At 67.4% G+C, this 22,859-nt stretch carries 19 protein-coding genes; 7 read left to right on the top strand and 12 right to left on the bottom strand.

Translation table 11 applies throughout. The features are described from left to right. Positions 1-88: 88 nt before the first annotated feature. From CR919_RS13875 to CR919_RS13845, 7 genes are all read right to left on the bottom strand, one after another. Complete coding sequence (locus CR919_RS13875) at positions 89-1,162, bottom strand: 3-deoxy-7-phosphoheptulonate synthase (protein ID WP_099820502.1); 1,074 nt, start codon at positions 1,160-1,162, stop codon at positions 89-91. A 252-nt stretch (positions 1,163-1,414) separates the two neighbouring features. Then, complete coding sequence (locus CR919_RS13870) at positions 1,415-1,675, bottom strand: hypothetical protein (protein WP_025878654.1); 261 nt, start codon at positions 1,673-1,675, stop codon at positions 1,415-1,417. Between the two features lie 84 nt (positions 1,676-1,759). Continuing rightward, the gene (locus CR919_RS13865) at positions 1,760-2,098 is read right to left on the bottom strand and encodes a DUF6616 family protein (RefSeq protein WP_099820501.1); all 339 of its coding nucleotides are present in this window, start codon (positions 2,096-2,098) and stop codon (positions 1,760-1,762) included. Between the two features lie 74 nt (positions 2,099-2,172). Beyond that, positions 2,173-2,910, bottom strand: coding sequence for a DNA alkylation repair protein (locus tag CR919_RS13860; protein WP_099820500.1), 738 nt, complete (start codon positions 2,908-2,910; stop codon positions 2,173-2,175). After that, positions 2,907-3,407: a MarR family transcriptional regulator gene (locus CR919_RS13855; protein ID WP_099820629.1), complete on the bottom strand. Its 501-nt coding sequence runs from the start codon at positions 3,405-3,407 to the stop codon at positions 2,907-2,909. Before CR919_RS13855 ends, CR919_RS13860 begins: the two co-directional genes overlap by 4 nt. A 71-nt stretch (positions 3,408-3,478) precedes the next feature. Beyond that, on the bottom strand, positions 3,479-4,774 hold the full coding sequence (locus CR919_RS13850) for an ATP-binding protein (protein ID WP_099820628.1): 1,296 nt from the start codon (positions 4,772-4,774) through the stop codon (positions 3,479-3,481). A gap of 32 nt (positions 4,775-4,806) precedes the next feature. Further along, entirely contained in the window at positions 4,807-5,517 is a 711-nt protein-coding gene (locus CR919_RS13845) for a response regulator transcription factor (RefSeq protein WP_099820499.1), read from the bottom strand. A gap of 111 nt (positions 5,518-5,628) precedes the next feature. On the opposite strand from CR919_RS13845, the gene CR919_RS13840 reads away from it, so the two are divergent. Further along, positions 5,629-6,597 (top strand): aspartyl protease family protein, encoded by a 969-nt coding sequence (locus CR919_RS13840; protein ID WP_099820498.1) that lies wholly within the window; start codon positions 5,629-5,631, stop codon positions 6,595-6,597. Between the two features lie 114 nt (positions 6,598-6,711). Here the strand turns inward: CR919_RS13840 and groL are convergent, their stop codons facing one another. Together groL and CR919_RS13830 are read right to left on the bottom strand one after the other, a co-directional pair. Next, positions 6,712-8,361: a chaperonin GroEL gene (gene groL, locus CR919_RS13835; RefSeq protein ID WP_025878650.1), complete on the bottom strand. Its 1,650-nt coding sequence runs from the start codon at positions 8,359-8,361 to the stop codon at positions 6,712-6,714. Between the two features lie 83 nt (positions 8,362-8,444). Further along, positions 8,445-8,732, bottom strand: a complete 288-nt coding sequence (locus CR919_RS13830) for a co-chaperone GroES (RefSeq protein WP_089237231.1) — start codon at positions 8,730-8,732, stop codon at positions 8,445-8,447. A 353-nt stretch (positions 8,733-9,085) separates the two neighbouring features. Here CR919_RS13830 and CR919_RS13825 point away from each other — a divergent pair, with 353 nt between their 5' ends. The 5 genes from CR919_RS13825 to CR919_RS13800 all read left to right on the top strand — a co-directional run bounded on the left by CR919_RS13825 (position 9,086) and on the right by CR919_RS13800 (position 17,420). Further along, a complete protein-coding gene (locus tag CR919_RS13825) occupies positions 9,086-10,876 on the top strand; it encodes an endonuclease (RefSeq protein ID WP_099820497.1) in 1,791 nt (596 codons plus the stop codon). A gap of 68 nt (positions 10,877-10,944) precedes the next feature. After that, entirely contained in the window at positions 10,945-11,283 is a 339-nt protein-coding gene (gene cutA, locus CR919_RS13820; RefSeq protein WP_099820496.1) for a divalent-cation tolerance protein CutA, read from the top strand. Next, entirely contained in the window at positions 11,280-13,670 is a 2,391-nt protein-coding gene (locus CR919_RS13815; RefSeq protein ID WP_099820495.1) for a protein-disulfide reductase DsbD, read from the top strand. Before cutA ends, CR919_RS13815 begins: the two co-directional genes overlap by 4 nt. Then, the gene (locus CR919_RS13810) at positions 13,667-14,227 is read left to right on the top strand and encodes a TlpA disulfide reductase family protein (protein WP_099820494.1); all 561 of its coding nucleotides are present in this window, start codon (positions 13,667-13,669) and stop codon (positions 14,225-14,227) included. Before CR919_RS13815 ends, CR919_RS13810 begins: the two co-directional genes overlap by 4 nt. Positions 14,228-14,894: 667 nt before the next feature. Next, entirely contained in the window at positions 14,895-17,420 is a 2,526-nt protein-coding gene (locus CR919_RS13800) for a sulfite reductase flavoprotein subunit alpha (protein WP_099820493.1), read from the top strand. A gap of 86 nt (positions 17,421-17,506) precedes the next feature. On the opposite strand, the gene CR919_RS13795 is transcribed toward CR919_RS13800, so the two are convergent. Next, the gene (locus tag CR919_RS13795) at positions 17,507-20,044 is read right to left on the bottom strand and encodes a methyl-accepting chemotaxis protein (RefSeq protein WP_099820492.1); all 2,538 of its coding nucleotides are present in this window, start codon (positions 20,042-20,044) and stop codon (positions 17,507-17,509) included. A 202-nt stretch (positions 20,045-20,246) separates the two neighbouring features. Here CR919_RS13795 and CR919_RS13790 point away from each other — a divergent pair, with 202 nt between their 5' ends. Then, positions 20,247-21,080 (top strand): arylamine N-acetyltransferase, encoded by an 834-nt coding sequence (locus CR919_RS13790; RefSeq protein WP_099820491.1) that lies wholly within the window; start codon positions 20,247-20,249, stop codon positions 21,078-21,080. Positions 21,081-21,095: 15 nt separating this feature from the next. On the opposite strand, the gene CR919_RS13785 is transcribed toward CR919_RS13790, so the two are convergent. Then, positions 21,096-21,734 carry a response regulator transcription factor gene (locus tag CR919_RS13785; RefSeq protein ID WP_099820490.1) on the bottom strand — a complete coding sequence of 213 codons (639 nt, stop codon included), beginning with the start codon at positions 21,732-21,734 and terminating at the stop codon, positions 21,096-21,098. Next, positions 21,731-22,831 (bottom strand): histidine kinase, encoded by a 1,101-nt coding sequence (locus CR919_RS13780; protein ID WP_099820489.1) that lies wholly within the window; start codon positions 22,829-22,831, stop codon positions 21,731-21,733. The genes CR919_RS13785 and CR919_RS13780 overlap by 4 nt, the downstream gene beginning before the upstream one ends. Between the last annotated feature and the right edge of the window lie 28 nt (positions 22,832-22,859).

The raw sequence follows: 22,859 nt of genomic DNA, 5'->3' as shown, positions 1-22,859 counted from the left end.
TGCAGACGGGCCGGTCTCCAACTCCGACCGGCCCTGATCGCGGCCGCACCCCCGCAGGCGCTGGCCGCCATCCACACACGTGCCGCCGTCAGGCGGCTTCGGACACCTTCACTTCGCGACGGGCGCGCACGGCAGCCGCCAGCCGCTCCAGCACCGTCACGGTGGTATCCCAGTCGATGCAGCCATCGGTGATGCTCTGGCCGTAGACCAGCGGCTGGCCTTCGACCAGCTCCTGGCGGCCACCGACCAGATGGCTTTCAACCATCACACCGACGATGCGCTGCTCGCCGTCTTCCAGCTGGGTGGCGATGTCTTCGATCACCTTCGGCTGGTTTTCGTGGTTCTTCAGGCTGTTGGCGTGGCTGGCGTCGATCATCAGGCGCATCGGCAGCTTGGCCTTGGCCAGCGCCTGGCAGGCTTCGGCGACGCTGGCCGCGTCGTAGTTCGGCTGTTTGCCACCACGCAGGATCACATGGCAGTCCGGGTTGCCGGTGGTGGAGACAATGGCCGTGCCGCCCTGCTTGGTGACCGACAGGAAGTGATGCGGGTTCGAGGCCGCGCCCACGGCATCGGCGGCGATCTTGACGTTGCCATCAGTGCCGTTCTTGAAGCCGACCGGGCACGACAGCCCCGACGCAAGTTCGCGATGCACCTGGCTTTCGGTGGTGCGTGCACCAATCGCGCCCCAGGCCACCAGGTCGGCGATGTACTGCGGCGAGATCACGTCGAGGAACTCGACACCGGCAGGCAGGCCGAGCTTGTTGATGTCGCGCAGCAGGCCACGGGCGATGCGCAGGCCCTTGTCGATCTTGAAGCTACCATCCAGGTCCGGATCGTTGATCAGGCCCTTCCAGCCCACCGTGGTACGCGGCTTTTCGAAGTACACGCGCATGACGATCTCCAATTCGCCGGCCAGCGCGTCGCGCAGCGGCTTCAGGCGCTGTGCGTACTCGATGGCGGCCTTCGGGTCGTGGATCGAGCATGGCCCGACCACCACGGCCAGGCGGTCGTCGCGGCCATGCAGGATCTGGTGCAGGGCCGCGCGCGAGGCGCTGACGGTGTCGGAGGCTTCGTCATCGCAGGGCAGCATCGCCAGCAGCTGGGCAGGCGGTGTCAGCGGTTCGATGGTGCGGATACGCAGGTCGTCGGTGTGCGGGGGCATGGTGGGGGTCTCTACGGAACGTTGGGGGTCCGCAGCGTGGCGACATGAAAAAAGCCGCCAGGTTCGCTGGCGGCTTTCGGGAATGCGTCTGAAGCTTTCTTCAGGGTGAGCGCAATCCTTCCTCCGCCGGGGGCTTCGGAAAGTAATACCAATAAAAGCTGGCGTGGGTTGCGTTCATGGGATCTATTGATAACACAGGGTTTTGGCAGGTGCCAACTGTTTCATCCGCAACTGCGGGCGCGGTTCAGCGGACTATCGGCCGCCATGCACTTCCACGTCCAGCAGCAACGTTTCGTGGATGTCCACCCAGCGCTCCACTACCCGGTCCAGTTCCTGCCGGGCCTCATCCAGCTGTTCGGGGTTGAGCATGGACCTGGCCGTATACAGATCGGACACCAGCTGCCGCAGGGTGGCTTCCTGGATGGCGACCACCGGCCCTTCCAGGCCGGGTACCTGCAGCGCAGGACTGCTGCCCAGCGCTCCGTACAACGTCACCTGGATCTTGCTCTGCATGCTCGACTTCCCTGCGAATGGATACGGCCGAGCGCCATCTTTACCCGGAATGGATGACACGCGCATGTGCCACCGCAGGCCGAATTACAGCGCTGCGAGGTCCGCCAGGTGCTGGGCCATCGCATCCACGGCGCCCACGGCATTGATGGTGGCGAAGTAGTCATGCCAGCCGGTGGCGCTGATGGCGGCCATCAGCGCATCGGCATCTGCACGGCTGGCGCACTGCCAGACGGCGTAGTACTGCGCGGCGCTGGCATGTGGCACCTCGCTGGCCACGCGGCCCATCGCCAGCGGTGCGATGCATGCAGGGTCGAGCTGCTGCATGCCGGCGCCGATACGGCTGAAGAAGGTGTTGCGTTGTTCGGCGGACAAAGCTCTCCAGGCCGGCGTCGCGGTGTACAGCTCGATGAGGAGGTGGGACATGGGGTCTTCCTTGAGGGTCATGGGGTTGCCGGCCAGCGGCCGGCATCAGCGGGAAACGGGTGAACGGTGCTGCGTTACAGCGAGCGCAGCGCGCGTTTGCGGATGTAGGCGTTGGCGACGCTGTCGTGCGTTGACTGCCACTTCTTGCACACAGTGCGCACCCAGTCGGGTTGGCCCTTGCCGGCGTCGTTGAGCCAGTTGCCCACCGAGTCCTGCACGTAGCGCTCTGGATCATCGGCCAGTGTTTCCAGCAAGGGCAGCACGTGCTCGGGCTGCTGCTTGAACAAGGCAATATGCGTGGCCCAGACACCGCGGGGGCGCAGCGCTTCACAGGCGAAGCGGCGTAGATGTGGCGAAGGCTGCTGCGTCCAGGGTTGCAGCAGGGCGAGCGCCTCCAGTGGCCCGGCGACGATATCGCTGCGCAGCGCCAGCCACGCCCATTCGCGCACACCGAAGTGCGGATCGTCTGCCAGTGGACGCGTCGCCTGCAGCTTGTCGGCCAACGTCGCCTGCGCGTCAGCACCGATCAGATAGCACGCCCACCCCCGCACGGTGTCGGAAGGATGGGCCCGCCAGTGCTGCACGTCGCCCTGCCCTGTCTCGCGCAGCAGCGCTGCGGCCAGGGCCATGCGCTGGGTGATTCCCTTGCCCGCGGCGGCGCGCATGCGCTGTATCGCGGCCGGTGGCAAGGTCGGTGCCACTGCCTGCAGCAACGCCGCGAAGTCCACCGCCAGGCACTCGGCCAGATGCGTGCTGGCGGCGCTGCCCGCATTGAGTGCCTGCAGGCGTGCGGAGGCGATGGCAGTGCTCATGCGCCTGTTTCCTGGCCTGCGTCGGTGTGTCGCCAGACCTTTTCCAACAGCAGCGACAACTGCGCCTGTTCGCTGGAATCAAGACCGTTGAACAGTCCGCCGATCCATTGCGTGTGCTGGTCGAACAACTCATCTGCCAGGCGTCTGCCGCGTGCCGTCAGCACGATCTGCAGACGGCGGCCATCTTCGGCGTCGCTGTGCCGCTGCAGCAGGCCGTCACGCTGCAGGCCATCGAGCAACCCACTGATGGTGGCGCGGGTGACGCCGGCACGTTCGGCCAGCTCGTGCGGCGGCAACATGCCGCCGGCGCCGTGCAGCAGGAACAGCACGACGAAGCGGCCTTCGCTGAGGCCGTGCGGTGCCAGCCGTGCAGCGCAGTCACGGTCGATCGCGCCGGACAAGGCGAGCAGCTGGAAGCACAGGCGCAGCGGGCCCAGGTTTGCGTCGCTACGACGCTCTGCTTCGTTGATGAGGGCAAGGTGTTTGAATTCCAGCACGCGCGTCATTCATTATGATTAGTCGCCTAATCATAGTATGAAAATAGATGTAACGCATAGCGCAGGCGCCTTTACGGCGCCACGATCAGCCTCGCCACAAGGCCGCCGTCTTCACGGTCCAGCAACTGCAGTTCACCGCCGTGACGGTGCGCCGCGTTGGCGGCGACTGCCAGGCCCAGCCCGGCGCCTCCCGTGTCGCGACTGCGCGAAGTTTCGCTGCGCTGAAACGGCTGCAGCAGGCGCTGCCTGTCTGCCGCTGCGATGCCGGGACCGCGATCCAGCACCTCCAGATGCAGCCTCTGTCCCACCCGTGCAACACGCAGCTCCACTGCACCGGCGTAGCGCGCTGCGTTGTCGATCAGATTGTCCAGCGCCCGCCTCAGCAGCAGCGCATCCGCGTGCCACGACAGCTCGGCAGGCAATGTGGCAATGATGACCACCCCACGCCCGCGCGCCGACTGCACGCAGTCGTCCAGCAGGGCCACGATATCCAGCGGCTGCAGCACAGGAGGTTCAAGTTCCCCACGCGCGTAGTCCAGAACCTGCTCGATCATGGCGTTCATGCGTTCGATGTCAGCCACCATGCGCGCTGCCTGCGCTGGCGGCGCGCTGTCGGCACGCAGGCGCAGGCCGGTCAGCGGCGTGCGCAGGTCGTGGGCTACGGCGGCCAGCATCCGGGTCACATCGTGGGCCTGACCGCGCAAGCGTTCGCGCGCCGCGTTCATTGCCGCGGCCAGCACCTGCACCTCGTGCGGCCCTTCCACCGGCAGGGGAGCGCTGGCCTGCAGCGACAGATCCGCACTTGCATCGGCCAGCCGCCGCAGCGGACGCGTCAGGCGCAGCGCCAGCCAGGCGGCCGGCGGCGCCAGCAGCACAGCGCCGGCCAGCAGGGCCAGCAGCACCTGCCGGCGCCACTGCAGCAGCTCGCTGTGGTTGGCGCCCACGACGCTCCACCGCCCATCGGGCTGCTGCACTGCCAGTTCAAAGGCGGGCCAGCGCAGGCCCGGCAGCAGCAGCGCCTGTTCCACCGTGGCGCGCTGCTCGGGCCCGGTTTGCAGCAGCTGCCCCTGCTTGATCACCTGCACCTGTACAACGGCCGGGTCGGGCGTGCGCCGCCAGACCGTGCGCACCCGTGCACGCGGCACCTGCAGCTGCGCGGCTGCCACGGCACTCATCCAATCGTTGTCCACGCCGGCCGGCGCGTTGGCCTGGCTCCAGCGACGCAGGCCCAACGGAGCGGCCGCACGACCGCCCATGACCTGCACGGCGTCAAGCAGACTCATCTGTGGTGCGGCCGGGCTGGGCACCGCCCAGACCACGGCAAAGCTGACCAACTGCGCCACCAGCAGGGTGGACAGGATCAGCAGTGCCACCCAGGTCGCGGTCCGCCAGGGACGCTTCATCGGCGGCTGACCGAGGCGGAGAACCGGTAACCTTGGCCGCGCAGCGTCTGCACCAGTGCTTCGCCGCCAGGCGCGACCTGCGCAAGCTTGCGCCGCAGGCGGCTGATACCCAGATCGACGGCGCGGTCGAACGACTCGCTGGCATCGCCCCGGGTAAACAGCAGCAACTGCTCGCGGCTGAGCACGCGACCGGCGCGCTCGGCCAGCGCGCACAACAGCGCGAACTCGCCGCTGGTGAGGGTGACGTCGGCCCCGGCGGGCGTCAGCAGGCGATGGTGTTCCAGCTGCAGCTGCCAGCCATCGAAGTGCAGCACCGCGGCCTGCGCGCTGTCGGCCTGCTTCTGCACCCGCCGCAGCAGTGCGCGTACCCGTGCCAGCAGTTCGCGCGGGTCAAAGGGCTTGGCCAGGTAGTCATCGGCACCCACTTCCAGGCCGATCACGCGGTCGGGCGTGCTTGCCATCGCACTGAGCATCAGGATCGGGGTGCCACTCGATTGCAGGCGACGGCATACCGACAGTCCATCTTCGCCTGGCATCATCCAGTCCAGCACGATCAGGTCGGTGCCCCGCTGGGCAAGCAGTTCGTCCAGTGCGGCCGCGTGCGCCGCCACCCGTACGTGGTAGCCATGCGCGCGCAGGCAATCGGCAATCGCTTCGCGGATGCTGAGGTCATCGTCGACCACCACGATGTCGGTTGCTGCAGTCATGCGGCGATTATGGCGCGCGTTTGTATCAGGACTGTATCTGCCGATGCCGGAGCGGACATCTGCCGGATACGCGGGGGGGCTGCAATGGCCTCCCCAATGGAGACCTGCACGATGCGAATCCGTACCCTGCTGGCGCTTGCCTGCATGACCACGCCACCGCTGATGGCCGCCCCGGCTGCCCCGCAAACCCATGTACTGCCGATGTGGATGCAGGGCGGGCACCCCGCCGTGGCGGTGCAGTTGGGCGACAGCGTCGAACCGCTACACTTCGTCATCGACAGCGCCGCTGGCGCCACCATAGTGGATGAGGCGACAGCCCGCCGCCGTGGGCTGGAAGATGCGGCCAGTGCCGAGACACGCGTGGAAGGCGCTACCGACCGCAGCACGGTACTGCGGCGCACCCGTAACGCGAGCTGGCACCTGGGCACCTTCGCCTTTGACGCTGCGATGCTGCAGACCGATCTGAGCAGGCTTGCCGGCAGGACTGGCCGCCGCATCGACGGCATTCTCGGCAACGATGTCACCAGCCGCTTCGACACCACCTATGACATCGCCGCGCAGCAGGTGCTGCTGCAGCCGCCCGGATCGCTGGTGCACGATGACGCATGCCTGCGCAATGCCCTGCCCGTGCGCGATGCCAGCATGCAGCGCTTCGGCTTCGTGCAGATGCAGGTGCCCGGTACCGACGTCGAGGTCATTGCGGTTGTCGACACCGGCGCGGCACAGACGGTGCTCAATGCAGCCGCCGCTGCAGCACTCGGTTTTCGCACCGACGGCAGCGACGCACGAGTGACCGTCCGCGCCAAAGGTACGCAGGGCCTCGGCGAACGGGTGGTGGAAACCTGGCTGGCGCCCTTGCCGGGACTGCGCATGGGCAGCTGGGAACACCCGACGCAGGAAGTGCGCATCAGTGAATTGCCGGTGTTTGCCTCGCTGGGACTGAAAGAACGGCCCGCGTTGATTCTGGGCGCTGATGCCATGACAGATACCCGCGTGCAGATCGGCAGCGGCGCCGAGTGGATCTGCCTGCGTCGCAGTGAAAAGCCGCAGCTGCAGGACACTCCCGCAACTGCCCGGTAGTTGCGCAGCGAACACCGATCATCGCCCACAAAAAAACCCCGCCTTGCGGCGGGGTTTTTCATTGCAGCAGGGAAGCGTGCCGACCTGGGTCGGCAGCTACCGGCGCAGCGGGACTTAGAAGTCCATGCCGCCCATGCCACCCATGCCGCCCATGCCACCAGCGCCACCCATGGCCGGCTCGTCCTTCTTCGGAGCGTCGGCAACCATGGCTTCGGTGGTGATCATCAGGCCAGCGATCGAGGCTGCGTTCTGCAGCGCCGAACGGGTCACCTTGGTCGGGTCCAGGATGCCGAACTGCAGCATGTCACCGAACTCGCCGGTGGCGGCGTTGTAGCCGAAGCTGCCGGTGCCTTCCTTGACCTTGTTGACGATGACCGACGGCTCTTCGCCAGCGTTGGCGACGATTTCGCGCAGCGGAGCTTCCATCGCGCGCAGGGCGATCTGGATGCCGTGGTTCTGGTCTTCGTTGGCACCCTTCAGGCCAGCCAGCGCGGAGACCGCACGGACCAGGGCAACGCCGCCGCCCGGAACCACGCCTTCTTCAACGGCCGCACGGGTCGCGTGCAGGGCGTCGTCGACGCGATCCTTCTTTTCCTTCATTTCGATTTCGGTCGAAGCGCCGACCTTGATCACTGCAACGCCACCGGCCAGCTTGGCCACGCGCTCCTGCAGCTTCTCGCGGTCGTAGTCCGAGGAGGTGTCTTCGATCTGGGTCTTGATCTGCGCAACGCGCGAATCGACCGCAGCCTTGTCACCCACGCCATCGATGATGGTGGTGTTTTCCTTGGAAACCTGCACCTTCTTGGCGCGGCCCAGGTCCTTGATGGTGGCCTTTTCCAGCGACAGGCCGACTTCCTCGGAGATCACGGTGCCGCCGGTCAGCACGGCCATGTCTTCCAGCATCGCCTTGCGACGGTCGCCGAAGCCCGGTGCCTTGACGGCCACGACCTTGACGATGCCGCGGATGGTGTTGACCACCAGGGTCGCCAGCGCTTCGCCTTCGACTTCCTCGGCAACGATCAGCAGCGGCTTGCCGGCCTTGGCGACGCCTTCCAGCACCGGCAGCAGGTCACGGACGTTGGAGATCTTCTTGTCGTGCAGCAGGATGTACGGGTCATCCAGGTCAGCGGTCTGCGACTGCTGGTTGTTGATGAAGTACGGGGACAGGTAGCCGCGGTCGAACTGCATGCCCTTGACCACGTCCAGCTCGTTGTCCAGGCCCGAGCCTTCTTCAACGGTGATCACGCCTTCCTTGCCGACTTCCTTCATCGCGTTGGCGATGATCTGGCCGATCGACTCGTCCGAGTTGGCCGAGATCGTGCCGACCTGGGCAATGGCCTTGTCGTCAGCGGTCGGCTTGGAGATGTTCTTCAGCTCGGCGACGGCGGCCACGACGGCCTTGTCGATACCGCGCTTGAGGTCCATCGGGTTCATGCCGGCAGCAACAGCCTTGGCGCCTTCGCGGATCAGGGCCTGGGCCAGCACGGTGGCGGTGGTGGTGCCGTCGCCGGCGTCGTCGTTGGTACGCGACGCGACTTCCTTCACCATCTGCGCGCCCATGTTCTCGAACTTGTCAGCCAGTTCGATTTCCTTGGCGACGGACACGCCGTCCTTGGTGATGGTCGGGGCGCCGAAGCTCTTCTCGAGCACGACGTTGCGGCCCTTCGGGCCCAGGGTGGCCTTGACGGCATTGGCGAGAACGTTGACGCCGCGCACCATGCGCGAACGGGCGTCTTCACCGAAACGAATATCCTTGGCAGCCATTGCAGTTACCTCATTGGTAGCGCCGGGCCATGCCCGGCGGCTGGGTGTTTGGAATCAGGGTATGAAGCAGGTCGCGCCGACGCTCAGCCGATGACGGCGAGCACGTCGTCTTCGCGCAGGACCTTGTACTCGACGCCTTCGCTCTTGTAGGAGCTGCCGGCGTACTGGCCGTAGATGACCTTGTCACCGACCTTCAGCGACGGCGCGCGCACGGTGCCGTTGTCCAGCGGCTTGCCCGGGCCCACGGCCACGACTTCACCCTTGGTGGACTTTTCCTTGGCGGAGTCCGGGATCAGGATGCCACCGGCGGAAACTTCGTCGGCTTCGATCGGCTTGACCACAACGCGGTCGTGCAGCGGCTTGATGCTCATGTGGGACCTCTTAAGTTATTGATTGGTCTGAAAAAGTCCGGCGATGTTAGCACTCGCACCAGGCGACTGCCAGCAACGCGCGTGAAAAAGCCCGACAGGTCGGGAGCACGACAGAGATGGAGACCTCCGGAGGCCTTTCAAGGCCCGCCGCCGAAATTTTTCTGCGGAGACCCGGCGGCGCTCCATTCCTGCGCGGACGCCTTTATAGGGATGCGACGCGGCAAGCCAAGGGGGAAATCGCGGGCATTTGGTGACCGCCGTCTCACTGTCAGATATCTGGCGTTCATTTACGACAAAGTGTCACCAGATCGGCTTTAGGGTGGCCCGGCATTCCCAATCACAAGGAGTAGTCGATGCGATTGCTGTCCCCGCTCGCCGCCGCCTGCCTGCTGGCACTGGCTGCCGCGCCGGCCCAGGCCGAGGTCTTCATCAACGAACTGCACTACGACGACAGCACCGCTGCCGGTGACGTCGGCGAAGCCATCGAAGTGGTCGCCACCGCCGGCGAGGACCTGTCCGGCTACCGCCTGTACCTCTACAACGGCAGCAATCCGTCGGCCGCCACGGTCTACGCCAACAACGCGGTACCGGCGGGAACCGCCGCCAGCTGCGGCAGCGCCACCCTGGCCGTGGTCACCTACCCCACCAACGGCCTGCAGAACGGCCCCAACGACGGCATCGCCCTGGTCGACGCCAGTGGCAAGGTGGTCCAGTTCCTCAGCTACGAGGGCGCGATCACCGCCTCCGGTGGCCCCGCCGCCGGCATGACCAGCCAGAACATTCCGGTTGCCGAAACCAACAGCACCGCGGCGGGCACCTCGCTGCAGCTGACCGGCAGCGGCAGCCAGTACGCGCACTTCACCTGGGCCGAATCGGCCAGGCAGACCTTCGGCAGCTGCAACAACAACCAGACCTTCAGCGGCGGTGGCACCCCGGGCCCGAACACGCCGCCGTCGGTGTCCACCACCACGCCGGCACAGGGCAGCAGCACCTTCCCTGCCGCCGCCGACCTGGAAGTGGTGTTCAGCGAGACGGTCAACCTCGCCAGCGGCGCCTTCGCATTGACCTGCGGCACTTCCGGCAGCGTGCCGCTGACCTGGCCGGCCAGCGGCAAGAGCGTGAAGCTGTCGACCAACACCGCGCTGGTCGCCGGTGAAGCCTGCCGCTTCGACATCCGTGCCGCACGCATCACCGATGCGCAGGGTGCCCGCCCGGCGACCGACAGCCGCATCGCCTTCACCGTGGCCACCACCACCGGCAATCCGGACCCGGGCAATCCCGGCGGCCCGGCGGGCTATTACTCGAAGGTCAACACCAGCAGCCCCAGCCAGCTGCGCTGCTCGCTGCACGCCACCATCAAGGGCCACACCGCGTATCCGTACAGCGGCTCGGGCACCAGCACCTGGACCATCCTGGAGATCGCCGACGAAGATCCGAACAACAGCGGCCGGATCCTCGATGCCTATCGCAACCGCAGCTACACCAAGGTGACCGACCGTGCCGGCAGCGGCGGTGGCCTGAAGTACAACCGCGAGCACACCTGGCCCAATTCGCTGGGCTTTGCCAGCACCACCGGCGACAAGGGCCTGCCGTACGCGCCCTACACCGACACCCACATGCTGTACCTGACCGACGCACAGTGGAACGCCGACCGCGGCAACAAGCCGTTCGGCAAGTGCGATGCCAACTGTGGCGAGCGTGCCACCGAGGCCAACAACGGCCACGGCGGCGGCAGCGGTGGTTACCCGGGCAATTCGAACTGGGTGCGCACGCCGGATGGCAATGCCGGTACCTTCGAGGTGTGGGGCCATCGCAAGGGCGACATGGCACGTGCCGTGATGTACATGGCCATCCGCTATGAAGGGGGCAAGGATGCGGCCACCGGCCAGTCCGAACCGGACCTGGAACTGACCGACGACCGCAGCAAGATCGTCAAGACCAGCAGTTCGCCGGCCTACATGGGGCTGCTGTCGACCCTGATCGACTGGCACCTGTCCGATCCGCCGGATGCCGCCGAGCAGGCGCGCAATGACGTGATCTACTCGTTCCAAGGCAACCGCAACCCGTTCATCGACCACCCCGAGTGGGCCACCCCGGCCCTGTTCACCTCGGCCAAGCCGGCCACCTGCCAGCTGGCCAACTGACCGCGCAACGCTGCGGTCCACTGCCGTCGCCGGGCCCTGCCCCGGCGACGGCCCTATACTCGACGGTCATGTCGAACGTCGATCCCGTCCTGCTGCTGTTGACCACCTGCCCGGACCGGGCCAGTGCCGAGCGCATCGCGCACGCGCTGGTCGCCGAGCACCTGGCCGCCTGCGTCACCCGCCTGGACGGCGCACAGTCGACGTACCGCTGGCAGGGCGAGGTGACCACCGACGCCGAACTGCAACTGCTGGTGAAGACCACCGCAAGCCGTGTCGATGAAGCCATCGCCCGGATCGTCGAACTGCATCCGTATGAACTCCCGGAGTGCATCGCGGTCGAAACCCGGGCCGGCCTGCCGGCGTATCTGGACTGGATCCGGGCACAGACCCGGGAGGACACTGATTGAAGACTCTGATTGCGCGTGGCGCCGCCTTGTGCGCCCTGTTGTGGCTTTCGTTGCCGGCCTTCGCGCTGGATGAAAAAGATCTGCTGCCGGTGGACCAGGCGTTCGCGCTGACCGCCAGCGCGCCCGAACGTGGCCAGATCCAACTGCAGTTCAAGATCGCCCCCGGCTACTACCTGTATCGCCACCGCACCACGGTGAAAGCCGACCCGGCCTTCAATGCCGCCGCGCTGCAGATGCCCGCAGGCAAGAAGCACCACGACGATTTCTTCGGTGAGGTGGAGACCTACCGTGAGCGCCTGCAGGCCACCCTGCCCGGTGCGCCCACCGATGCCGCCGGCACCATCAGCCTGGAAGTGCGTTACCAGGGCTGCGCCGATGCCGGTGTGTGCTACCCGCCGCAGAAGCGCGTGGTGCAGGTGACCCTGCCCGGCGCGGGCGGTGCGGCTGCTGCGCTGCCAACCGCGCGCGCCACCGGCGCCAGTGCGTTCAACAATCCGCTGGCCGGTGCCGGCAGCAACGGTGGCCTGCGCCTGCCGGGCACCAGCAACAGCCAGGCGCTGCCGCTGCCGTCGGAACAGGCATTCGGCTTCGATGCCATCGCCAGCGATGGCAACACGCTGCTGCTGCGCTTCAGCCCGGCGCCGGGCTATTACCTGTATCGCGATCGCACCTCGCTGAAGCTGGAAGGCAGCACCGGGGTACTGGCCGACAAGCCGCGTTGGCCGGCGGCGCAGTCGCACCGCGATGAGCACTTCGGTGATGTGGCGGTCTATTTCAACCAGGTGGAAGTGCCGGTGCCGCTGCGCCGCAGCCGCGCCGAGGCCGTCGACAGCACGCTGGTGGTGACCTTCCAGGGTTGCCAGACCGATGGCATCTGCTACCCGCCGATGACCCGGCGGGTGAAGTTGTCGATCCCGGCCGGCAAGGCCAACGCCACCGGCGATGCGCCTGCCGCACGCGACGAAGTGATCCGCTCGCTGCCGCCTTCGGCCGCTGCCAGCACCCGTGAGGGCGCCAACGGCACGCCGCTGCGCCTGCTGCCGACCGTACCCAACGACACGCCGGCCAACACCGGTGCTGCCGACGCCAGCAGCGGCGCGCGCGATGCCTTCGCCGCTGATGCGCAGCAGGACAATGCACTGCGTACCAAAGCCCCCAGCCGCGTGCCGAAAACCGACAGCTCGCTGTTGTGGGTACTGCTGCTGGCGCTGGGCGGAGGCCTGGTGCTGAATCTGATGCCCTGCGTGCTGCCGATCCTCTCGTTGAAGGTGCTGAGCCTGGCGCAGAGCGGCGAAAGCCCCGAGCGCGCCCGCAGCCATGCCATGTGGTACACGCTGGGCGTGCTGGTCGCCTTCGCGGTGATCGGCGCGCTGATGGTCGGCCTGCGCATGCTGGGCAACGCGGTCGGCATCGGTTTCCAGCTGCAGCATCCCGGCGTGGTCGCGGCGTTGGCCTACATCATGTTCGCGGTGGGCCTGAGCCTGTCCGGCGTGTTCACCATGGGCGGCGGCATCGGCAACTTCGGCCAGTCGCTGGCACGACGCAGTGGCCCGGCCGGCGACTTCTTCACCGGCGTGCTGGCCTGCGTGGTCGGCAGTGCCTGCGTGGGTCCGTTCTTCGGCCCGGCGGTGGCCTATGCCTTCGTGGCGCCGCCGATCGCGGCGATGCTGGTATTCCTGTTCCTCGGCCTGGGCCTGGCCCTGCCGTTCCTGCTGATCGGCTTCGTGCCGGCGCTGGCCCGTCGCCTGCCCAAGCCGGGCCAGTGGATGGAAACCCTGAAGCACGTGCTGGCCTTCCCGATGTACGCCGCTGCGTTGTGGCTGCTGTGGGTGCTGGGCAAGCAGCGCGGCGTGGATGGCATGGCGCTGGCGCTGGGTGGCCTGCTGCTGCTCACCGGTGGCCTGTGGCTGTTCGAGCGCAGCCGCTGGCGCAGCCAGCGCGCGGCCGGGCTGCTGGGCGTGCTGCTGGTGATTGCCGCGCTGGTGCCGGTGTGGGGCGTGACCCAGCTGGCACCGCCGGCACGCGCCGCTCAGGCGAGCAGCGAGAACGTGGTGGACTACTCGCCGCAGATGCTGGACCGCCTGCGCGCCGACAACCGCGTGGTGTTCGTCAACATGACCGCCGACTGGTGCGTGAGCTGCAAGGCCAACGAACGCGCGGTGCTGTCGCGCCCGGAGTTCAAGGAACTGCTCAAGCGCACCAACGCGGTGTACATGCGTGGCGACTACACCAATGTGGACCCGCAGATCACCGCGTTCCTGGATGAGCACAAGGCCGTGGGCGTGCCGCTGTACGTGGTGTACGGCCCCGGCGCACCGCCGACGGTGCTGCCGACCCTGCTGACCCAGGCGCTGGTGGAAGAAGCGTTGCTGCGTACCGCGCGATGAAGTGGCAACGGCCAGCACTGCTGTGGACAGCGGTGCTGGCTGCCGGGCTTGGCTTGTGGGCGGGCAATCGGCTGACGCCGGCGCCGGCGGCGCAAACCGCAGCGCCTGCTGCCGTATCACCGCCAGCGCTGCCGATGCTGCGCCCCGGTGATCCGCTGCCGGCGCTGGTCCTGCCCGATGCAGACGGCAACGCGCTGGATATCCGCGAACGTTTCAACGGCCGGCCATTGCTGGTCAATGTCTGGGCCAGCTGGTGCGGCCCGTGCGTGGAAGAGATGCCCGAACTGGCCCGCTTTGCCGAGGGCCAGGGCGCGCACGGCGTACAGGTGTTGGGCCTGGCGCTGGATACGCCGGACGGCGTGCGCGATTTCCTGCAGCGGGTGCCGGTGGGCTATCCCATCGTCCTCGACACCCCCGGCCCACGCGATGCCAGCGTGCAGTTGGGCAACGCGCAGGGCCTGCTGCCCTACAGCGTGCTGTTCGATGCGCAGGGACGGATGGTGAAGGCCAAGCTCGGCCCGTTCGCGCACGGCGAGATCGAAGGCTGGACGAAGTAAGGTCGGCAGGGCTGCGCCCTGCACCTGCAGATGCTCTCAAGCAACAGCAACAGCCGAAGCAACGGCAACAGCGGGCTTCCGTGGGATGGCGGGGCGGTGTCGGATTGCGGGGACGCCGCAAGTACGTCCTTGTAGGCTTGGCCGCGGCATCCATGCCGCGGACACCCCGCACTCCGACACCGCCCCACCTCTGACAGATTTCCGGTGGCCAGTAGATCCACGCCATGCGTGGATGAATCTCCATTGAAATCGAAGATTTCGACAATTGAACGAAGAGCATCCACGCATGGCGTGGATCTACGTGTCGACCAAGGTCGACAACCACCAACAGCAACACAGAACGCCATTCCGACAGATCGCGGAAAACTGTCGAAGGCGGGGTGGGTCCGGTTGCGGGGGTGTAAGCGCCATGGATGGCGCGCCCAAGCCTCCAGGGACGGATTCACGGCGTCCCCCGCAACCGGACCCACCCCGCCTCCCCACAGGAAGCCAGCTTCGGCTGTTGCTGTTGCTGTTGCAGTGGCCCCGGCCTCTGCGGGTGCAGGGCGCAGCCCTGCCGGCAAACCCTCCTTGACCGCAGCGGCCCGAGCCCCGGAGAATTACGAGATTAATTCTCATTTGCTGTTGCGCAGGATGCGGGCGGCAGCCTCGACGGCCCTCGATCCCGATGTTCAAGAACGTCCTGTTCCAACTGCACTGGCTGCTGGGCATCAGCGCTGGCGCCATCCTGGCCGTGATGGGCCTGAGTGGTGCCGTCCTGTCGTTCGAGGATGAGCTGCTGCGCGCAGCCAATCCCGGCTTCGCCGCCATCGCCGAACACCATGCCGACAACCAGCAGCCGCTCGCGTTGAGTGAACTGGTGCCGTTGCTGCAGGCGGGCAGCGAGCGGCCGCTGCAGCGGCTGCGGGTGGATGCCAGCGGCCAGCGGCCGTCTGTTGCGCGCTTTGCCGGTGGCAAGGACCACTGGGTGTATTTCGACCCCTACAGCGGCGAGCGCTTCAGCGCGCTGCGCGGGCAGGCCTTCTTCGATTTCGTCGAGGACCTGCACCGTCATCTGGTTGCCGGCGAGCGCGGCTCGTGGATCACTGGCAGCTGCGCGATCGCCCTGCTGTTCTTCACCCTGTCCGGGTTGTACCTGCGCTGGCCACGTCGCTGGTGGCACTGGCGCAGCTGGTTGGCGGTGGAGTGGGCGCGCACGGGCCGCGGCTTCCTGTGGAGCCTGCATTCGGTGATCGGCACCTGGGTGCTGCTGATCTACCTGATGAGCGCGCTGACCGGGTTGTGGTGGTCGTTCGACTGGTACCGCAACGGGCTGACCCAGCTGCTGGGTGTCGCGCCCCCCGCCAAGCACACACTCGCCACCGATCTGTCCCTCGATCTGCACAACGTCGAGGCCACGCTGTATGCGCTGCCCGGCGTGCGCCAGGGCTTCATCGACCTGCGGCTGCCGGAGAAGCCCGGCCAAGCACTCAACGTGCGGGTGATGTCGGCTGATCCCGCGCAGCGCGGCGGCCACCATGACCGCGCACATGACCTGCTGCAGCTCGACCCGGCCACCGGCGCGGTTCTCGACGCGCGCCCCTACGCGCGCCAGGGGGCCGGCGGCCAGCTCACCACCAGCATGTTCGCTCTGCACTCGGGCAGCTTCTTCGGCATGCCCGGACGTATCGTGGTGATGCTCAGCAGCCTGGGCATGTGCCTGTTCTTCATCACCGGCTGGCTGTTGTACCTGGACCGACGCCGCGGCCAGCGCGCCGCGCGCGCGCTGCGGCAGACCGTTCCGGCAGCAGCACGCCACGCCGGCGGCACGCCGTGGCTGGTGGTGCATGCCAGCCAGAGCGGCCTGGCCGAACAGTTGGCCTGGCGTGCGGCGGCACAGCTGCAGGCGGCCGGCCACGGGGTGCAGGTACTGCCGCTTGCGCGCATGACTGCCACGCAGCTGCAGGCCACCACACAGGCGCTGTTCGTGCTCAGCACCTTCGGTGATGGCGAACCCCCGGAAAACGCACGGCGCAGCGCACGCCAGCTGCTGGCACAGCTGCCGGACCTTGCCGGGCTGCGTTACGGCATGCTCGCGCTGGGTGACCACCAGTACGAACGGTTCTGCGGGTTCGGCATGCAGATGGATGACTGGCTGACGCGCGCGGGTGCACAGCCGTTGTTCGCGCGAATCGATGTCGATGCGGCTTCGGTGACGGCACTGCGCCAGTGGCAGCTGCAGCTGGCCGGACTGACCGGCATCGACACCGATGACAACGCGCTGCCAGCGGCCACGGTGATGCATGACTGGCGTCTGCTCGGCCGCAGCCTGCTCAACACCGGCAGCGTCGGTGGCCAGATCTGGAAGATCCGCCTGGCACCGCCGGCTGATGTCGATTGGCAGGCAGGCGACATCCTGCAGATCGCACCACGCCACGACGCGATGCATGTGCACGCGGTGCTTCGGGCGCATGGCCTGGATCCCCTGCAACCGGTACTGATCGACGGTGGTACCAGAACGCTGCTGGAACTGGCCAGCGAACGGGTGCTGCCCGAACCCGGCAACGCATTGCAGGTGCAGGATGCAGGGCTGTGGCTGTCAGGCCTGCCGTCACTGCCCGGGCGTGAGTACTCCATCGCCTCCTGCGCCGCCGATGGCGAAGTGGAGCTGGTGGTGCGGCTGGTCCGCGACGCAGCCGGCCGCGCCGGCCTGGGCTCGGGCTGGCTGGCGCTGCATGCGCCGTTGGACGGTGCAGTTGCGGCCCGCGTGCATCGCAACCCGGGCTTCCATCGGCAGCCAGGTGCACCGATGGTGCTGATCGGCAATGGCACGGGCATCGCCGGCCTGCGCAGCCTGCTGCGCGAAGCGGCGCATCACGGTGAGCACGGTCATTGGCTGCTGTTCGGCGAGCGCCAGCGCGCGCACGACTTCCTGTTCGCCGAGGACATCATCCGATGGCAGGCTGACGCACACCTGCGGCGGTTGGATCAGGCGTATTCGCGTGACGTCGACGATGGCAGCTACGTGCAGCATCGACTGCGCGCCGCGGTGGATGAGCTGCACGCGTGGCTGGCACGCGGTGCGGTGATCCATGTCTGTGGATCGCTGCACGGCATGGCCGAAGGCGTGGACCAGGTGCTGCGCGAGGCGCTGGGCGATGACGCGGTGGAAACGCTGCTTGAGAACGGACGTTACCGGCGCGACGTGTATTGAGTCCGTTCGCCGGGTATGGCCCGGCGCTACCCGCCCTGGGTTTCAACGGTAGCGCCGGGCCACGCCCGGCGAAGGCGATCAGGCCATCACGCCGCCGCCCGCGCCCGACGCTCGGGCTGTATTCGGAACACGCCCACCGCTTCGGCCAGCGCCTGCACCTGGGCCTGCATCTGCGCGGTCGATGCGCCGGCTTCTTCCACCAGGCTCGCATTGCGCTGCGTGCTGGCCTCCATCTGCACGATGGTCTGGTTCACCTGGGCGATGCCCGCATGCTGTTCGTGCGAGGCACTGCGGATACCGGCCAGCAGCCCGGCCAACTGCTGCACGCTGCTGACGATCTCGTCCATCGTCGTGCCCGCCTGCTCGGCCTGCGTACTGCCTTGACCGACCCGCGCCACCGAATCCTCGATCAGCCCCTTGATCTGCTTGGCCGCATCCGCACTGCGCTGCGCCAGCAGGCGCACTTCGGCCGCCACCACCGCGAAGCTGCGGCCCTGCTCGCCTGCACGCGCGGCCTCCACTGCCGCGTTGAGGGCCAGGATATTGGTCTGGAAGGCGATGCCATCGATCAGCTGGATGATGTCGCCGATGCGCCGCGACGACGCGCTGATGCCCTGCATGGTCGCCACCACCTGGCCGACCGCAGTGCCGCCGCGCTCGGCAACCCTGGCGGCGTCGCGTACCAGTCCGTCAGCACGCCCCGCGGCGTCGGCATTGCGGCCGACGGTGTTGGTCAGCTCATGCATGGATGCTGCGGTTTCTTCCAGGTTGGCTGCCTGCTGTTCCGTGCGCTGGGAAAGATCGTGATGGCCGGCAACGATCTCGCCCACGCCCACATCCAGGCGCACAGTGGCCTGCTGGATACGGGTGACGATGTGGCCCAGCTGCGCGACAGTGGCGTTGGCATCATCCCGCATGCGCGCGAACACGCCCTGCAGGTCACCCTCCATGCGCACGCTCAGGTCACCGCGTGCCAGCGCGGCCAGCAGCGACTGCAGGTCGCCCAGGTTGGTCTCGAAGGTGGACAGCAGGCGGTTGATGCTGGTCGACAGCGTGCGCACGAAGCCCTGCTTGCCGTCCAGCGCGATGCGCCCCTGCAGTTCGCCATGCGCTGCCGCATCAACCAGCGCCGCCACTTCGGTTTCCAGCAGCGTTTCCAGCGCGCGGCTGCGCCATTCCACCGCGACACCAAGGAAGTGCTCGTCCTCGACAATGGCATTGGCGATCAACTGGTAGCGGGTGCCGGCGTGGCCGATCTCACGCTCTTCGCGCTGACGGACGCCGATCAGTCCCGCCAGCGCCGGATGCAGGCGGACCGCGTCACTGCCGAGCAATGTCTCTGCGGAAAGATCCAGCAACTGCAGCAGCGCCGGGTTGGCGTAGGCCACCCGCCCTTCCGCATCAACCACCATCAGGCCGGTCTGGGCGCTGTCCAGCGCCTGCCGCACGCGCGTGTTGCCGCGTGCCAACGCGCGTTCGGTCTCGGTCCGCGCACGCAGGCGCTGCTGCATGTCGACGAGGCGCTGCGCGAGCTGACCGATCTCATCGTTGGCGTTGTGCACGCGCAGCGTGGTGTCGAGCCGATCATCCGCGATATCGCCTGCAAAGCGCAGGGTGTCCTGGATCGGCCGACGCACCGCGCGTACCACCAGCACCAGGCTGGTGATCAGCACACCGGCCACCAGCAGCAGGGTAGCCACGAACAGCACGCTGGCCATCCTTGCGCCCGATCGCTGGCGCAGTTGTGCCTGTTCCAGTGCCGCAACCTGGGCCTGCTGGAACGCGGCCAGTGCCGGGCCGACGGCCGCCGCGGTCTCGAGCAGCGACTGCGCCTCCACGTCCAGGCCGACGCGCGCGGCGGTATAGCCCAGCAATGCAGCCTGGTAGGCCTCCATGCCATTGCGTACGCGTTCCTGCACCTCGGCGGGCAGGCCAGCCAATGCCAGGTCGAAGGGCAGCTTTTCTTCGCTGGCACGATCGGCGTGGGTGGAATCGCCATCGAGCAGCAGCAACGCTTCCTGGCGCCGCATCCGCTGCACATGCAGGGACAGCGCTGGCCGCTCCAGCGCATCCACCTGCGCCTGCAGCGCGTCGGCCGCCTGCTGCAGCTGCGCGGCCAGGCCGGCATCGCCGCGTCCCATCTCATCCACCCGCTCGAACAATGCGGCGATGCCCTGTGAGAAGGCATCGACCGCCTCGGCCATCGCCTGCAGCGCCTTGCGCCGGCCCGCATCCATCGGCATGCCGCGCAACGCCTGCAGGTCCTGCTTCAACATCTGCTGCGTGGCCAGCAACTGGCTGCGGTCCGCAGCATCGAAACTGCGCGCATACTGGGTCTGCAGTCGCCGGGCCTCGGCCACCCGCGCCGCCAGCGAAGCAACGCGGTCACTGCCGTGCTGGTAGCTGGCCTGGTCACGTGCCGCCTGCGTACTCGCATGGCTGGTCCAGGCATGGACGGCGGCAATGGCCACCAGGCCCAGGCTGCAGACCAGCAACGTCGCCTTGAGCTTGTCGGCAACGCCGAGTCGATGTGGCTGCAGCCAGCGCAGCAGGCCAGGGAAACGGGAACGCAACCCGACAACGCGGCTACGCAGGGACCGAAGGTGGGGAACGACGGCCGACATGACAGGCTCCAGGCGGAAGGACGCACCTGTATCGGCCGGTTTCAACAGAACTTTAGCGGTGGATTGAATCCTGCCGCGGGCAGTGGCCAGTCGTCGCTGTTGTACCGGCCGCAGGCGACCGGGGGATGACACCGGCGCGCCGCGCTTGACCTCAACCCCGGTTGCGGTAGCACAGTGGAGGCCCCTGCCCGTGGTGCCTGCCATGTCCGTCGACGTCTCCCGTTACCTGCAGCGACTGCAGCTGGATGCCCCACCACCGCTTACCCTGGCCGGGCTGACCCTGCTGCAGCAGCGCCACAACGCCCTGCTGCCGTTCGAGACCCTGACCAGCCTGCTGCGCGACGCGGTCGCCATCGACCTGGACAGCGTCCAGCACAAGCTGCTGCACGCGCAGCGCGGTGGCTACTGCTTCGAACTCAATGGCGCGTTCCTGGCCCTGCTGCAGGCCCTGGGTTTCGATGCGCGACCACTGAGCGCACGTGTGCTGTTGTCAGCCGCCGATGGCGAGCTGACCGCGCGTACGCACCTGCTGCTGCGGGTGCATCTGCTGGGCGAGGACTGGCTGGTCGATACCGGCTTCGGCAGCCTGACCCCGACCGTGCCACTGCGCCTGCATGAGACCGCAGTCCAGGACACACCGCATGAGCGCTACCGCGTGCAGCGGCTGGAGGATGGCGACTACATGCTCGCCTCTGAGGCCGGTGACGACTGGCGGCCGCTGTACCGTTTCGACCTGCAGGCACCGGCGCCGATCGATAACGAGGTAGGCAACTGGTATGTGTGTACGCATCCGCAGTCGAGCTTCCCTGGCCAACTGCGTGCATCATTGACCGGACCGGATTGGCGACGCACCATCGGCAGCGGCAACTACACCGAATATCGCCCGGGCCAGGTGCCGGCCAAGCGCCCGCTGCGTGATGTACAGGACGTGCGCGAGGTGCTGCAGCAGGGCTTCGGCATGCGCCTTCCGGATGATCCGCGATTGGATCCGGCCATCGCCGACTGGCTGCAGCGGTCGCGGGCCGCGTCCGTGTAGCGCCGTTGTCGGCGCTCAGATGATGCGCAGGGTGATCGCCTTCAGCACCGCACGGGTGCGATCACGCGTACCCAGCTTGTCCAGCAGGCTGGATACATAGTTCTTCACCGTGCCCTCGGCCAGGAACAGGCTGCGCGCGATTTCCTTGTTGCTGTAGCCACCGGCCAGCAACCGCAGGATCGCCACTTCGCGTTCACCGAAGGTATCGCTGGGCGGCGCTTCGTCATGGAATCGATAACGTGCCCGTACCGGTTCGGTGCTGACCGGCAACAGCAGCGTCTGGCCGGCAGCGACCCGCTCAATGGCCTCGCGTAGGTCTGCCGGCGCTGCGTCCTTGAGCAGGAAACCCTGCGCGCCGGCCTCGCTGGCACGCAGCAGCAGGTCACTCTCGTCGAAGGTGGTCAGCAGCAGGCAGGGCGTTCTGTCGCCACGCGCACGCAGCTGGCGCAGTGCCTCGATGCCATCCAGGCCGGGCATGCGGATATCGCTGAGCACCACGTCCACCTGGTGCGTGGCAAGCCCCTGCAGCAGTGCCTGGCCATCCTCGGCTTCCAGCACCACCTGCATCCCCAGCCCCTGCAGCAACGCGCGCAGGCCGGCGCGCACCAGTGCCTGGTCGTCGGCCAGTGCGATGCGGATCGCCGCGGTGCTCATGCCGGCAACCGTGCAATCAGGTGCATGCCGCCCTGCTCGGTGCGCGCAAGCTGCAGCTCGCCCTGCATCACGGCCAGACGCTCGCGCATACCAGCAATGCCATTGCCTTCGCTGATGCGCTCAGCACGCTGGCCGTCATCGCGGATATCAACACGCAAGCGGGAATCCTCTTCGGTCATCGTCAACCACACGGTGCCGGCATCGGCGTGGCGTGCGGCATTGGTCAATGCTTCCTGGACCAGGCGCAGCACCGTCTCGGCCAGCTGCGGGTCGGTCACCCGCAGGCCTTCGGCAATCTGCACCTGCAGGCGCGGGCGTGGGAATGGCGCAGCCAGCGCGTGCAGCGCGGTGTCGAGGTCCAGGCCACGATCATCACGCATCGACTGCACGACCTGGCGGATGTCGGTCAGCAGCTCACCGGACAATTGTTCGGCCAACAGCAGACCATCGCGTCCGGCCAGCGCCGGATCGGCGGCCAGCGCGCGCAGGTTCAAGCGCATGGCGGTGAGCTTGTGTCCGGCCACGTCGTGCAGTTCACGCGCCAGTCGCAGGCGCTCGGCATCACGCGCACTGTCGGCCAGCAGCGCGCGCGTGGCCAGCAGGTCCGCATTGACCCGGGCCAACGCATCGCGGGCCAGTGCGGTGCTGCGCGCGTAGTGCGCCGTGAGCGCAGCGAACACCTGGAAGCCGCCGTACAGCAGCACGATCATCAACGGCTGCGGAAAGGCCGCCTGCCTGAGCACCGCATACAGCGCGATGTTGGCGGCCAGGGCAATGACCAGCACCACCCGCGGCGGCCAGTGCTCGGCCAGCTGTGCAACCAGCACCACCAGCAGGATCGGCGCGGTGCCGGTACGCGGTTCCAGCGCCACCATGGCCACCGCCAGCCCGGCCTGCACGATACCGGCGATCAATCGCACGCCCTGGCGGGTGGGCAGCTGCGAATGCGCAGCAAACAACAGCAGGAACAGGCCAAGCACCGCCCAGCGCAGGCCCGCACCCTGGGTGTGCACGCCCAGGGTCAGACCGACCACCAGGATGGTGACCAGGCCAGCCAGGCTGAGCGGGCGCAGCAGATGACGGAAGAAGGTGGGCATGACTGCATGCTGCGGGCAGCGGTGGCCG

The sequence above is a fragment of the Stenotrophomonas sp. LMG 10879 genome (assembly GCF_002750935.1).
In the GTDB taxonomy this organism is placed as follows: domain Bacteria; phylum Pseudomonadota; class Gammaproteobacteria; order Xanthomonadales; family Xanthomonadaceae; genus Stenotrophomonas; species Stenotrophomonas lactitubi_B.
This window is presented reverse-complemented; position numbering and strand designations above follow the sequence as displayed.

Excerpts from the sequence above, each read along its gene's own strand:
- CR919_RS13875 (WP_099820502.1), bottom strand. The coding sequence starts at position 1,162 with ATGCCCCCGCACACCGACGACCTGCGTATCCGCACCATCGAACCGCTG.
- CR919_RS13870 (WP_025878654.1), bottom strand. The coding sequence starts at position 1,675 with ATGCAGAGCAAGATCCAGGTGACGTTGTACGGAGCGCTGGGCAGCAGT.
- CR919_RS13865 (WP_099820501.1), bottom strand. The coding sequence starts at position 2,098 with ATGTCCCACCTCCTCATCGAGCTGTACACCGCGACGCCGGCCTGGAGA.
- CR919_RS13860 (WP_099820500.1), bottom strand. The coding sequence starts at position 2,910 with ATGAGCACTGCCATCGCCTCCGCACGCCTGCAGGCACTCAATGCGGGC.
- CR919_RS13845 (WP_099820499.1), bottom strand. The coding sequence starts at position 5,517 with ATGACTGCAGCAACCGACATCGTGGTGGTCGACGATGACCTCAGCATC.
- CR919_RS13840 (WP_099820498.1), top strand. The coding sequence starts at position 5,629 with ATGCGAATCCGTACCCTGCTGGCGCTTGCCTGCATGACCACGCCACCG.
- groL (WP_025878650.1), bottom strand. The coding sequence starts at position 8,361 with ATGGCTGCCAAGGATATTCGTTTCGGTGAAGACGCCCGTTCGCGCATG.
- CR919_RS13830 (WP_089237231.1), bottom strand. The coding sequence starts at position 8,732 with ATGAGCATCAAGCCGCTGCACGACCGCGTTGTGGTCAAGCCGATCGAA.
- CR919_RS13825 (WP_099820497.1), top strand. The coding sequence starts at position 9,086 with ATGCGATTGCTGTCCCCGCTCGCCGCCGCCTGCCTGCTGGCACTGGCT.
- cutA (WP_099820496.1), top strand. The coding sequence starts at position 10,945 with ATGTCGAACGTCGATCCCGTCCTGCTGCTGTTGACCACCTGCCCGGAC.
- CR919_RS13810 (WP_099820494.1), top strand. The coding sequence starts at position 13,667 with ATGAAGTGGCAACGGCCAGCACTGCTGTGGACAGCGGTGCTGGCTGCC.
- CR919_RS13800 (WP_099820493.1), top strand. The coding sequence starts at position 14,895 with ATGTTCAAGAACGTCCTGTTCCAACTGCACTGGCTGCTGGGCATCAGC.
- CR919_RS13795 (WP_099820492.1), bottom strand. The coding sequence starts at position 20,044 with ATGTCGGCCGTCGTTCCCCACCTTCGGTCCCTGCGTAGCCGCGTTGTC.
- CR919_RS13790 (WP_099820491.1), top strand. The coding sequence starts at position 20,247 with ATGTCCGTCGACGTCTCCCGTTACCTGCAGCGACTGCAGCTGGATGCC.
- CR919_RS13785 (WP_099820490.1), bottom strand. The coding sequence starts at position 21,734 with ATGAGCACCGCGGCGATCCGCATCGCACTGGCCGACGACCAGGCACTG.
- CR919_RS13780 (WP_099820489.1), bottom strand. The coding sequence starts at position 22,831 with ATGCCCACCTTCTTCCGTCATCTGCTGCGCCCGCTCAGCCTGGCTGGC.